This is a genomic window from Niabella sp. (genome assembly GCF_030150205.1).
Lineage (GTDB): Bacteria > Bacteroidota > Bacteroidia > Chitinophagales > Chitinophagaceae > Niabella.
In genome coordinates this window covers 114,664-126,954 of the sequence record NZ_JASLGT010000005.1, presented here as the reverse complement: position 1 = coordinate 126,954, position 12,291 = coordinate 114,664, and the positions used below count along the sequence as shown (strand labels likewise).

Sequence of the window (12,291 nt, the reverse complement as noted above, 5' to 3'; positions counted from 1 at the left end):
GTCCTGTTTATAAATCACCCAATTGCGGTCTTAAGATAATACTTTCCACGCAAGCTGCATCAGAAAGCCGGGTGCTTGTTTCAATCAGCATGGCAATATCAGCCGCTTCCATAATCCGCTTTTCGCTATTGTCAAATCCCTTCCAGGAAGCCGTCATTACTGCTCCCGGAAATAAGGCTGCCACTTTTATCCCATGTGGCTTTAATTCCTCCCGGAGATTCTGACTAAAACCGTTCAACGCAAACTTACTGATGCTATAAGCGCCCCCACCGGGATAGGCCTGTAATCCGGCCACCGAACAAATATTAAATATAAAACCGTTGCGTTTTTCCTTCATCGCAGGCAACAAGGCCCGGGTAAGATGGTAGGCACTGTACAAATTGGTGGCCAGCTGGCTTTCCAATACGCCATCGGCTTCATCGCTTACATTACCCGGCTCAAAAAAACCGGCGTTATTGATCAATACATCCGGCACGCCCTGCTCCAGGGCCCAGCCAGCCAGTGCCTGTGCCTGTTCTTTTATAGAAAGATCGAACGCTTTAGCCCGGAAATCCGCATCCGGGTATTTTGTTTGTAATGACTCCAGCGCATGGTAAAGCCGCACTTCATTTCTTGAAGTGATGAGCACCCGGTTCCCTTTTTTTGAAAAAATTTCAGCTATGGCAAACCCGATCCCTTGCGAAGCGCCGGTAATTAAAATATTCATACACGATTCATTTAACCCTGCGAAGTACGTATAATTTTTTTTATGGTTTCGTTAAAGAAGGAATCAGCTTTTAGCTATCAGTTAGGAGTTTTCAGTTAGCAGTCGTTAGTTATCAGTTTTAAGTTATTAGTTTTAGCAGCGCAGTAGACCGCTGACGACTGAAAACTGACGCCTGAAAACTAATTTACCTATCTTAGCCCCAAAATTATATCTGTGTACATTCGACAGCAGCTTTGTATTTCGCCACAGCAAACCGTTGATCCGGTAAACCTGGATGCAGTGATTCCTGCTGCAAACGGAAAACTGGTGGCCCTTGAACCGGTGCTGGAGGGGGTGCCTCCGGGTATGCTGCGTAGAATGAGCAAGGCGGTTCGTATGGGTATTGGGGCCGGGTTACCCCTGTTAAAGGACGCAGTACCGGATGGAATCATTATCGGCACAGCAAACGGCGGTATGGAAGATTGTATCAAATTCCTGAACCAGATCATTGATTATGAAGAAGGGATGCTCACACCCGGTAATTTTGTTCAAAGTACACCTAATGCCATCGCCGGTCAACTGAGCCTGATCACTAAGAACCGGAATTACAATGCCACGCATGTGCACCTGGGACTGGCATTTGAAAATGCACTACTGGATGCCCAAATGTTTCTTTCCGATAACCCGCAGCAGCTATACCTCACGGGTGCCGTGGATGAAATATCGACCTATAATTATAATATTGACCGGCTGGCCGGCTGGTATGATCCGGAACTGACCAGTACAGCGCTCTTTCAAACAGAGCATACGGCTACTATTGCCGGCGAAGGTGCCGCCCTGTTTTTGTTAAGCGGAACCCCGGACGGCGCCCTGGCCCGGATTGAAGCCGTGGAGATCTTGCATACAGAAGATCCGCAGTATGTAGCAAAACGGCTGGAACAATTGCTGGCAACCTACCCGGCTACCCCAAACACCCTTTGGCTGTCGGGTGATAACGGTGATAACCGCTATCGTTTTTTTTACAGCAATCTCGAAACACTGATTCCTTTCACCACCCTGCTCCGGTTTAAGCATTTATGCGGCGAGTATCCCACCGCCAGCGCTTTTGCTGCCTGGCTGGCTGCCTACATCCTGCAACAACAGGCGGTGCCTGCCACCCTTTTAAAGAAAGGGGCCGTGCCTTCCGGTATTGAACGCGTGATCATTTACAACCAGTATCATGGTAAACAACATAGTTTCCTGGTATTGGCAAAACCATAAACATCCCCGGTTACCATTGCTCCCGCTTTTTTCCGTCTTTTTTTGAAAGTACGTAGGCAAACTTTATATCGATAGCAGGATAAAAAGAACTGGGCGATGGATGTCTGATGACCGTGTTGGACCCGTTGCTATTATAATAAATGGTGCTCGTTTGAACCTGGGACACGGCATACCCCAGCCCTGCGTGTGTATTTATAAGCCATTTTCCTCCAATATTGCGCTGTATGCCCCAATGTACATTGATAAGCGATGTACCGGTATAATAGTCCGTGTCGAAAGGAGCCACCAGTTTTACTTTTACGCCAAAATAATTGGCACCGTTCAACGAGGTGTTTCGATCCCTGCTTGCCCGCTTTGCAATATTGTAATAAAAACGGGGATTGATATTCAGGTAAAGCGCAGGGGTTTCATACTTGCTGCTTGCAAAAACATAAGAAAATGAATGGTCTTTAATTTCATAATTCCCGCCTACGCCAATATTTGCATCGAGGGTAAATGTAGCGGCTAATTTGGCTTCATATCCGAAACCGATACCGCCGGGGCCCGCCTCAATTTTTGCCAGGCTCCGTACGGAAGCCTGCTGCGCATTAGCCATTAACAATAAAAAGCTACACCCAATCGTAAATAAAATGTTTCTCATTTGTTGATCACTGTTTTGGTACAATCGGGTGTAAAGATACCGGATAATGCCAAAATACAGGATTCAAAATCCTCTGCCTTACTGAGGTTGCCCACCAGCCCTGGAACAGAGCCTGGCCGAATATGGTTAACATCCGGCTTAAGCGATCATTAAATGGCCGGTGCTTCACAGGAATTGATTTTGATACCAGCGCGCGATTTCAGAAAGGTATGCCAAGGCCGGCAAATCGCTGCCGAAATATACCTGGCCATTGCCGGTTTTTCAATAAGGTTGTATCAAAGGCGCTGCTTTGCTATGTCGCTCCGATTCATTCTATTGCCGCATCTGCCGCGGCTTCACCCGTATTCACCGCCCCTTCCATAAAGCCCTGCCAATCCGCCATGTGCTCGCCTGCAAAAAAAGTATGCAAAAAGTTCTTCCGGAGTTCGGGCACTGCCTTAAACCATTGCCCGATGCCATAAAGTGCATATGCGCCATACGAATACGCATCATTGCCCCAATAATAATTTGCCTGGCTTTTGAGCAGGGGCCGCAAATTGCCAAAATGTGGTTCCAGGCAACGGAATACATCATTTGCTAAAAATTCATTGGACTGATTGGCATTGGATGCCGCTTTATCCCCAATGCTATAGGCGATCAATACCCCTCCGGCGGAGGGCTGATTTTTAGTAGCATGATAAAAATAATGCGGCGACTGGTCCGATACCAGGTCAAAGGCTTCTTCTTTCCAGAAACGTTCCGAAAAATGCAGGGCATGTTTATTGATCCGGGCATACTGCAGCGCATTTAAGGTAGCAGCAAGCGACTCCGGCAGTACCGGGTCCCATCCAATCTTCTGTACAGAAAAAGCAGGAATAGCGCAGATCAGTTTATCGCCGGTAAATTTCTTTCCGTTGGAGCAAATCACTTCTACCCGGTCTTTTTGAATAATACGGGCAACATGATGATTGCAATGGATATGTTCCCCACCGATCTGTTCCCGCATTTTTTGCGCCAGCATGGCATTGCCCCCTTTAATCTTCAGATCCATCTCATTCTTCTCGCTGCTTTCCGCATACTCTGCCAGCGCTGCAAGGGCAGAAACATGGCGGATGCTTTCCCCAAAATCGGTACTATCCAACAGTTCCCGTATGTCAAGATCGCGGCCATTACAACCGTTGTTAACCAGGAACCGCCACCAATCGTATTGATCCAGCTGCTGCTTATCGGTTTCTTTTAAATGCGGATAGGCCTCCAGTATTTCTTTAAATTTGGTGTTCCATGCATCACTATAATCCCATGAACCGGGAGCATTATATTGCCCTTTGTAAATAAGATGAGTGTTCATCTGGTTATTTTCCAATGCCAGACCGAATTCTGAGCAGAGTTCCTGCATGCGTGTATGCGAATTTCCCACCCATTCTCCTCCCAGCTCTACAACCAGTTGCTCACTTACAGGATGCGAAAAAACACGTCCGCCGATCCTCTTCCGGCTTTCAATTACTGTTACCGCAATTCCTTTCTGTTTCAGCCGCAACGCAGCAGACAGCCCTGCAAAGCCGGCACCAATCACAATAACTTCGGGCTTCTTTGAAAAATAGCGGTTGAACGGCGTATGTGCGGAAAGGATCAGTGCTCCTGCAGACAGTGTGCTTTGGCGAATAAAACGGCGACGGTCCATGATGATTTATTTGGGGACCTGAAGATAAGCTGGCAACAGAAGCCGGAGTATACCTGAAACCAGTGAGTACTTACCGGTTTATCTGCGCCATTACAGCAGCCAGCGGCATTTCCTCCAGCACGGTGCGGCCCGGTACCTGGCCCTTGGTTTGCCATTTTACCAGGCGGATCGACCCGTTCTCTATTTCGATGCCGGTAATATCGCCATCTGAAAAGCAGCAGCAGCCCGTATTAAAATAGGTAGGCAGCATTTTCTTATAATCAAATACCAGGTTATTAAAACGGTCCTGGTACAGGTTGGTTTCTTCCTGTATCTTTTTGATCGTTTCCTCATCGTTCTTTGTTTTGGCGATATCCATCTGGCGATACAACCGCTCAATATGTGTCAGCGATTCAAAAACGGGCTGATGCGTATGACCGGTGATCAGCAGGATGCGGTCCTGCTCTGCCGACCATTCGTACATGATTTCATTGTGCACCGTTTTTTTATACGCATTGTTGGAAGGTTCATTGGTATTGATCTGCAGATACGACTGCAGTGGTCCCCAGATCCGGGAGATAAAAAATTTGGTAAACCAGTTCCCATCGCTGTTCATATCGCCCTGGTGCCCATGTGTACAAAAGATACGCAGCTCTTCCCCATTGATCTCTGTACGGAGGAGCACGCCTTCCCAGGCTTTAACTTTTTCCCCATACAGCAGCTCCAGCTCCAGCCCCGCCAGCGGGTCATTGCCCCAGTACAGATCATGGTTGCCGATCACCTTCACAAAAGCATCGCGTTGTACAAACGCCTGCTCCGCTATAAATTCGTCCTTGTTGTATTTCTTAACTTTTGAAAGCGTATTTTCCCAAAGCTCTTCGCAATCGCCCAGGTTTATAAACCGGAAGAGCCGTTCATTGTAATACTTTAATGCCGCCCGGTAAGCCGGGGCAGCCATTGCAAAATCATCGGCACCATTGCGTGCACCCTTGTGCTGATCGGAGAAAATAATCAACCGGTCTGCCTGATTATCAAAACTGATCACCGGCCCCAGTTTACCGGGATTGTTTAAAATATGATTGAAAAGCCTGGTAAGCGCATCATAGATCCGGGCCTTATCCGGGCTGGAATCAAACTTTCTGGCAGCCCATAAAACGGGTTTTAACAAAAGGGACCGAAGAAACCGGCGCATGGTTTCAAAATTACATATTTGGGATTTATCAGGTCAATAAGGTTGCTCCAACCGAATTGATCCTTGTGTTACATGCCCGGGTAAACAGGGCCGTAACGGAGTTTTTTTGCACGACGTTGCCCTTTTCCGGGATAGATAATATCATGGGCAGTTTCATAGCCTTCGTTTGCGGTATCCAGCAATCGTTTCATCGCATTTCTTCTGCGTGCTTCACATACCGCACCTGTAACTGCAGATGCAGCGATTCCCAAAATCACAAATCCTATTAAACGATACGTATTCTTCATCACTCAAAACTATTTATTCATAACTGTAAGATATGAAATAAATGGCAAAAGTTGCTTGCTTTTTATCATTTTTAAACGAATGAGCGTTAGCAACAAATTTCCATTTACCGATATGCAAAAATATCTGTGAATGGCACAAGCGGCTATTAACCGATTGCTAATTCATAATAAATTAACAGCAGTAGGAACTAATTGTTGGATGGTTTTCCAAAATTATCTTTTCGTTTATGCGCAAAAAGCCAGGGCAATAATCCGGGCTCTGCAAAGGCCGAATCCCAGCTGTTATGCCCCGCCTCCGGATAATAAGTGGCCCGCACATCCACTCCTTTGGCTTTCATAGCCTCCTCCATTTTACGGGAATATTCCGGTGCTACCACTACATCTTTATCGCCGTGAAATACCCACCATGCTGTGTTTTTTAAATGCGCGGCAATGGCCGGATTGGCACCACCGCAAATGGGAACAGCGGCAGCAAATGCATGCGGCATGCGGTTTACAATTTCAAAAGTGCCCATGCCACCCATACTTAACCCCATCACATATACCTGGTCTTCTTTGATCCGGTATTGCCGGCCCAGGTTATCCATCAATCCCATTACCAATTGCATACTGGGCGAAGGCGGCCCATCCTCTGTAAAATAAAAACTCCGCTTTCCGTCTGCATCTGCAATCGTCTGCACATTGCTCCAATAGTACTTTACTGCATTTTGCGGAAAGACCACAATCGCCGGAAAATTTTTCCGGTTTTCTGCTTTTAAAAACAGGGCGGCGCCATGCAATAACTGGGCTTCATTATCGTTACCGCTTTCACCGCGGCCATGCAGGAACAATACCAGCGGATATTTCTTTTTCGGGTTATAGTTTTCAGGTAATAATAACCGGTAGGGTAATGTATCACCGCTTTGTATGAACCGGAATTTCTGAAATAACGAATAGTCCTGTGCATGGGTTATGAACGAAATCAAAACAGCAGCAAGTACCAGCAATCCCTTTTTCATCATATCATTTTATAATTAGTATTTCGTTTATGCGGATCTTTCATCTGTATATCCGGATCATTTTTGAAACACCCGTACATAGTCTACTTCCATCACCGCTTTGTTGAGTTGCTCATCCACTCCTTTAACACCGCCCCAGTTTCCGCCGATGGCCATATTCAGCAGCAGGTGAAACTTTTGATCAAAGGGCCATTCACTAAATCCCTTCCCGGTGTTCTTAAATGAAAAGAACAACTGGTCGTCTACAAAGAAATCGATCCGGTCTTTATTCCATTCCGTAGCATACAGGTGAAAATTTGTTCCGGCATCCTTTAAAAAGAAGCCTTTTGTTTTTTGTGTACCGATTACATGATTAAAGGATTTGGTATGCACGCTGCTGAAGACGGTATCCGGGTTATAGCCTACATTTTCCATGATGTCAATTTCACCGCTTGCCGGCCAGCCACCATATTTCCAATCGGTAGGCAGCATCCATATGGCAGGCCATACACCCCGGCCAACCGGCAGACGGGCACTTACTTCTACCCGGCCATATAACCAATCGCCTTTTCCCTTTGTAACCAACCGGGCAGAGGTATAGGTATTCTGCTCCCGTTTTTCTTTGTGGGCAATGATCAGGAGCTTCCCGTTTTTAACGATGGCGTTATTACTATCGGCCTTTGTATAATATTGCAGTTCTCGGTTACCCCAGCCATGGCCTCCCACATCATAGCCCCATTTACTTTCATCCGGCAACCCGTTCTGATTGAACTCATCGCTCCATACCAGTTTCCATCCCTTGGATGCAGGCATCGCTTTGATCCGCTCCGCCAGCAGTTCCGGTTCGTTGGTAGTAATGAACTCAAACCCGTTTGCCAGGAGCCAATCCATTTCGGCCGCTGTATTTACCGTCCAGGCATTCAGCACCACCTGGTGTTGCCGGGCCTGCGCAATCCAATCCGGGTGTTTTTGAAATACCGAATAATGATAATCCACTCCGTCCAATCCTCCGGCCCTGATCGCTTCCGGCGATTTATCACCATTCAGGTATTGCACATGGGCCCGGGGATCCAGTTCTTTTACCTTTTTGCAGATATCATAGTCAAAGCTGATATAAACCGTCATGGGAGCGGCTCCCAGTTTGTGCACCAGGTTTACCACCCGTTGTGCCACCAATTGTCCCCGTTCCTTACTGATCACCGATGGTTTTATTTCCAGCACCAGGCGGGTTGACCGGTTATTTTTTAAGCCAGCCTGGAGATAGGCTCTTAATGTGGGCAATGATTCTCCGTTTGACAATGGCGTTTTGATCAGATCTGCATAAGAGGTGTTTTCGATGGATAGTTTATTATAATGCGGATCATGGTTGATGATGAGTGAATCATCAGCGGTCATCTGTACATCAAATTCGGACCCGGTACACTTTAATTCGATTGCGTGTTTCAGGGACGCAATGGAATTTTCCGGGAGCTGGTTCTTCTTAAATGCCCCTCTATGCGCCACAATGGGATTGGCGGCAAAACTTACCTTACCTTTTGAAGATTGTGCGTTTGCCGGTATGCTGCCGCTTAACAATAGGGCCAGTACCGCCGCCGGAAATAATCCTTGTTTCATCTGTTTACTTTAATTGTTTTTCGTCCGATGGAATTTCGCATAGGAAAATATTCAATTCAACCGGATATACAAATGAATACGTTCTTGTGTTCCATCTCATGTTTTTATTTAAAAGAATTGCTTTTGTTTTATTTCAATGCCTGGTACACCAGGGCTGCAAATTTATCCTCTAACTCTCCGTGTGAGAACGGCCATTGCTGTACAAAAAGCAGTGCCACGATCTCCTCCCGGGGATCGCCCCAGTAAGAGGTACCAAAGAATCCGCCCCAGGCGAAGCTTCCAGCAGATTGTCCCAGTTTTAAAAATCCTTTATCGGTTGTAATTTCAAAGCCCAGTCCAAATTTATTGTTGCCCAGGGAAAGATCACCGATCTGGTTCTGGGTCATCATTTCTACAGAATGCCGGGACAACAGGCGCTTTCCGTTATATACGCCTTTGTTTAAGATCAGCTGCAAAAAAGCAGCATAATCCGCGGTAGTGGAAACCAGGCCCGCGCCACCGGAATAGTACCCATTGTTATTTACCGGGTAATTCACCGTAATTCCGCGAAAGGTTGTATCGGCCCAGGGAATGGGAGCCCGGGTGGTTTTATCTTCTGTATAAACACTTACCAGGCGCGATTGTTTTGCATCCGGTAACTGAAAATATGTATCCTTCATGTTCAGCGGTTCGAAGATCCGTTTATGGAAAAATTCATCCAGGCTCATGCCGGAAGTAACCTCAACGAGCCGGCCCAATACATCGGTATTCAATCCATAGGTAAACCGCTCGCCCGGTTGATGCACCAATGGCAGGGTTCCCAGCTTATCGATCGCATCTGCCAAACGCTGGGGATGTATCACAAATCCTGCGGGAATACCAGCCTTGGCGTAAATGGCCTTCATGCTGGGTGATCCTATTTGTGCATAATCCAGCCCTGAAGTATGTGTGAGCAGATCACGGATGGTAACACTTCTTTTTGCTGGCACCACAGTATAGGTAGAATCTGCCGCATTAAACTGGTCTAATACTTTAGCGTTTGCAAACGCAGGAATGTACTTTGAAATAGGATCGTCCAGCAAAAATTTCCCTTCCTCAAAAAGCATCATTACTGCCAGGCTGGTTATGGCCTTGGTTTGCGAAGCGATCCGGAAGATCGCATCCGTCTTCATTGGTGTTTGGGCATTGCTTATACCAAATGCTTTGTTGTACACAATAGTACCTTTATGTACAATGAGCGCCGACGCTCCGTTGATCCAGTTCTTTTGTACATAATCCTGTATCACATTGCTGATGCGTTGCAGGCGCTCCTCATCAAAACCATTGGCGGCGGTTTTGCCCGGAGCGGGGGGCTTTATCTGCGCTACAGCAGTAAACTGCAGGAGCAGGCCCATAAGTAACAAGCGAATCCGTTTCATTGGTAAAATTTGGCACCTAAACTACAAAAAAATACAGGGAAAACCCGTCCGGAGCGGTAATAAAAAGCAGGTTGCAGCAAAATCATGAAGCAGAAAATAGCGGATCGCCTGGAGTGGTCCGTTTGTTCTTAAGGTTTTATCTGTCGAAAACCACCTGTTTTTCAAACCTCCGGTGTTGCCGGATGTACTACCGGCGATCGTCTTTTTGAAACCCGTTCCCGGTAGTTAAGGGATCAACAGCTGTTCTGTTCTTTTGCTTTTTACCAGGCGAAGGATTTTACTGCATAACTCTTCCCGGTCAAATGGCTTTGAAATAAAATCATTGATGCCCATTGCCATGCAGCGTTCATATTCGCCCTGGAAGGTATGGGCCGATAAGGCAATGATGGGGACCTGTTTTTTGCTGCTATCCAGCACCCGGATCCTTTGCGCCGCTTCATACCCGTCCATTACCGGCATCTGAAGGTCCATCAGGATAATATCAAAATCAGCCTGCTGGTATTTTTCCAGGGCCAGCAGTCCGTTTTCCGCAAGTTCTGTTTCAAATCCCTGCATTTTCAGCACTTTTATGACCAGCATCTGGTTGATCTTATTGTCTTCCACAACCAACACCCGTATGCCCCGGCAATCTGTATCGATAGCGCCGGTATTTTCTGTTACTGCCGGTTCTGTTTCCCCGCATTTTGTAAAGGACAACCTGAAATGAAACCGCGATCCTGCACCCGGTTTGCTGTCTACGAACAACTCGCCCCGCTGCAGTTCAATGAGCTGTTTAACGATGCTCAGTCCCAGCCCGATACCACCAAACCGGTGCGCATTCATATGCGCCACCTGCTCAAAGCTCTCAAAGATCCGTTCCTGTTGCTCCGCAGGGATGCCAATGCCGGTATCTTCCACTTCAAATGCTACCATGTAATAATCTTCATGCGTTGCTGTTAAGCGGGCCGATAACCGGATACTGCCCATGCTGGTGAATTTTATGGCGTTTGACAACAGGTTCAGCAAAACCTGGTTCAGCCGCACGGAATCTCCCATAACTTTTTCCGGCAACTGCGGATCAATATAACATTCAATGACCAGGCCTTTTTGCCGGGCCCTGGGTTCCATCATCAGTTTTGCGGTATGAACAACATCTCCCGGGTTGAAGGGTGCATTTTCAAAAACGATCTTACCAGCCTCCATCCTGGAAAAATCCAGGATATCATTTAAGATAATCAGCAGGCTGTCGCCCGATTTTATAATAATGCGAATATATTCCTGCTGTTCGCGGGTAGTGAGCGAATCTTCGAGCAGGCGGGCAAAGCCCAGGATCGCGTTCATGGGCGTGCGTATTTCATGGCTCATTTTTGCAAGGAAGAGCTGTTTTGCTTTTTCCGATGCTTCTGCTCTTTCTTTTTCCCGCTTCAGGTTCACACCGGTGTCCTCCAGCTGTTGTATCTGGTGCAGATTGAGCTCCAGCGTATCGATCATCTGGTTAAATGATTTGGCCAGACGCCCGATTTCATTATCGGAATACACGTTTATTTTTGTATCCAGTACACCTTTGCTTACCAGGCCCGTTCCCCGTATGATTTCCCGGACCCCGTTCACAATACTTCTGCTTACCGACATAGCAATCAGCAGGCTGATGGTGCCAATGGTCAGCGACAAGGCCAGCATCAGCCACAGCACCGCCCGCTCCAGCCAGCGGGCACCTGCTCCCAGGGATCGTGAAAAATCATCTTCCAGTTGTGTAACCGTAATGTTCAATTGCTTTATGCGGGCCAGCGATGCGTCGATATCCTGCTTTGAAGCCGTGCCTGTGCGGATCTGGCCATGCAACGTATTGCCCACCCGGATCAGTTCATCCAGGCTGGTATCTGCCCCCGACCAAATGGCAATGGCATCTTTAAGAAAGGATACATTCTTAAAACGAAGAAAAAGCCGGATCACACCATCCACATCTTCAGGATGATTACGCCCTTCCAGCGTTCCCTGCCTTGCGGCAGTAATATCCGGACGATTGCCGGAAAGTGCCAGCCGGAGCTTACGGTCGCCCATGGGAACTTTCAAAAAATTGAGGTAGTCCTGATAATCGCTTTCATCCCGCGAATGTGCATATAGCAACAGGCTGGTTACGGCATTCTTCTGACCTTTTGACCATAGTCCTTCACCGTTTACAAAAGCCCTGGTTGCCGAAAGCGTTCCCAATGCCCACCAGAGGGTACAGAGTTCCAGCGTTAACAGCAACGCCATTATTCCAATCATAAAGTATAGCTTTTGAGCAATGGCAATACTTCTGAACTTCTTTCGTAAAAATGAAGAGAACATCAACTGTGGTAATGTAGGTTAAGAGTAGAGGAGTTATCCGTTCAATGGGCAGAATCGCATTTTGTTACAGCAAAGCCATCCCTTCAGCAACCGGGAAGCAAGGGGTACAGAAAACTATTTTTATACAATATCCTGCTTCCGGAAACAGGCAGCCGGTCTTCCGGTTTTTCATGTTGATATCCTGAAGGTGCGATCAACGGAACAGTTTTTCTTTTATAAAAAAAAGGGCTCATTGTAGCGGACGGTTGGTTGTCCTTGACGAATATAAGGATTTTCTAATGGATATATTA

Annotated in this window: 10 protein-coding genes; 1 reads left to right on the top strand and 9 read right to left on the bottom strand. The window is 47.0% G+C overall.

Annotated elements, in window-relative coordinates:
• Positions 1-7: 7 nt before the first annotated feature.
• Positions 8-706 carry an SDR family oxidoreductase gene (locus Q1V85_RS04120; protein ID WP_300597729.1) on the bottom strand — a complete coding sequence of 233 codons (699 nt, stop codon included), beginning with the start codon at positions 704-706 and terminating at the stop codon, positions 8-10.
• A 213-nt stretch (positions 707-919) separates the two neighbouring features.
• Between Q1V85_RS04120 and Q1V85_RS04115 the strand changes: the two genes are divergently transcribed.
• Positions 920-1,945 (top strand): beta-ketoacyl synthase chain length factor, encoded by a 1,026-nt coding sequence (locus tag Q1V85_RS04115; protein ID WP_300597727.1) that lies wholly within the window; start codon positions 920-922, stop codon positions 1,943-1,945.
• 10 nt (positions 1,946-1,955) lie between these two features.
• On the opposite strand, the gene Q1V85_RS04110 is transcribed toward Q1V85_RS04115, so the two are convergent.
• From Q1V85_RS04110 to Q1V85_RS04075, 8 genes are all read right to left on the bottom strand, one after another.
• Positions 1,956-2,585, bottom strand: coding sequence for a hypothetical protein (locus Q1V85_RS04110; protein ID WP_300597725.1), 630 nt, complete (start codon positions 2,583-2,585; stop codon positions 1,956-1,958).
• 307 nt (positions 2,586-2,892) lie between these two features.
• Positions 2,893-4,245 (bottom strand): NAD(P)/FAD-dependent oxidoreductase, encoded by a 1,353-nt coding sequence (locus Q1V85_RS04105; RefSeq protein ID WP_300597723.1) that lies wholly within the window; start codon positions 4,243-4,245, stop codon positions 2,893-2,895.
• Between the two features lie 70 nt (positions 4,246-4,315).
• The gene (locus Q1V85_RS04100) at positions 4,316-5,416 is read right to left on the bottom strand and encodes a metallophosphoesterase (RefSeq protein WP_300597721.1); all 1,101 of its coding nucleotides are present in this window, start codon (positions 5,414-5,416) and stop codon (positions 4,316-4,318) included.
• A 68-nt stretch (positions 5,417-5,484) separates the two neighbouring features.
• Positions 5,485-5,703 (bottom strand): hypothetical protein, encoded by a 219-nt coding sequence (locus Q1V85_RS04095; RefSeq protein ID WP_300597719.1) that lies wholly within the window; start codon positions 5,701-5,703, stop codon positions 5,485-5,487.
• A gap of 188 nt (positions 5,704-5,891) precedes the next feature.
• Positions 5,892-6,704 carry a dienelactone hydrolase family protein gene (locus tag Q1V85_RS04090; protein WP_300597717.1) on the bottom strand — a complete coding sequence of 271 codons (813 nt, stop codon included), beginning with the start codon at positions 6,702-6,704 and terminating at the stop codon, positions 5,892-5,894.
• 54 nt (positions 6,705-6,758) lie between these two features.
• Positions 6,759-8,294: a family 16 glycosylhydrolase gene (locus Q1V85_RS04085; protein WP_300597715.1), complete on the bottom strand. Its 1,536-nt coding sequence runs from the start codon at positions 8,292-8,294 to the stop codon at positions 6,759-6,761.
• Between the two features lie 128 nt (positions 8,295-8,422).
• Positions 8,423-9,691, bottom strand: coding sequence for a serine hydrolase domain-containing protein (locus tag Q1V85_RS04080; RefSeq protein WP_300597713.1), 1,269 nt, complete (start codon positions 9,689-9,691; stop codon positions 8,423-8,425).
• A 225-nt stretch (positions 9,692-9,916) separates the two neighbouring features.
• A complete protein-coding gene (locus tag Q1V85_RS04075; protein ID WP_300597711.1) occupies positions 9,917-11,938 on the bottom strand; it encodes a response regulator in 2,022 nt (673 codons plus the stop codon).
• Between the last annotated feature and the right edge of the window lie 353 nt (positions 11,939-12,291).

Bases quoted from the DNA above. Each gene is read 5' to 3' on its own strand.
- Q1V85_RS04120 (WP_300597729.1), bottom strand. From the start codon at position 706: ATGAATATTTTAATTACCGGCGCTTCGCAAGGGATCGGGTTTGCCATA.
- Q1V85_RS04110 (WP_300597725.1), bottom strand. From the start codon at position 2,585: ATGAGAAACATTTTATTTACGATTGGGTGTAGCTTTTTATTGTTAATG.
- Q1V85_RS04105 (WP_300597723.1), bottom strand. From the start codon at position 4,245: ATGGACCGTCGCCGTTTTATTCGCCAAAGCACACTGTCTGCAGGAGCA.
- Q1V85_RS04100 (WP_300597721.1), bottom strand. From the start codon at position 5,416: ATGCGCCGGTTTCTTCGGTCCCTTTTGTTAAAACCCGTTTTATGGGCT.
- Q1V85_RS04095 (WP_300597719.1), bottom strand. From the start codon at position 5,703: ATGAAGAATACGTATCGTTTAATAGGATTTGTGATTTTGGGAATCGCT.
- Q1V85_RS04090 (WP_300597717.1), bottom strand. From the start codon at position 6,704: ATGATGAAAAAGGGATTGCTGGTACTTGCTGCTGTTTTGATTTCGTTC.
- Q1V85_RS04085 (WP_300597715.1), bottom strand. From the start codon at position 8,294: ATGAAACAAGGATTATTTCCGGCGGCGGTACTGGCCCTATTGTTAAGC.
- Q1V85_RS04080 (WP_300597713.1), bottom strand. From the start codon at position 9,691: ATGAAACGGATTCGCTTGTTACTTATGGGCCTGCTCCTGCAGTTTACT.
- Q1V85_RS04075 (WP_300597711.1), bottom strand. From the start codon at position 11,938: ATGATTGGAATAATGGCGTTGCTGTTAACGCTGGAACTCTGTACCCTC.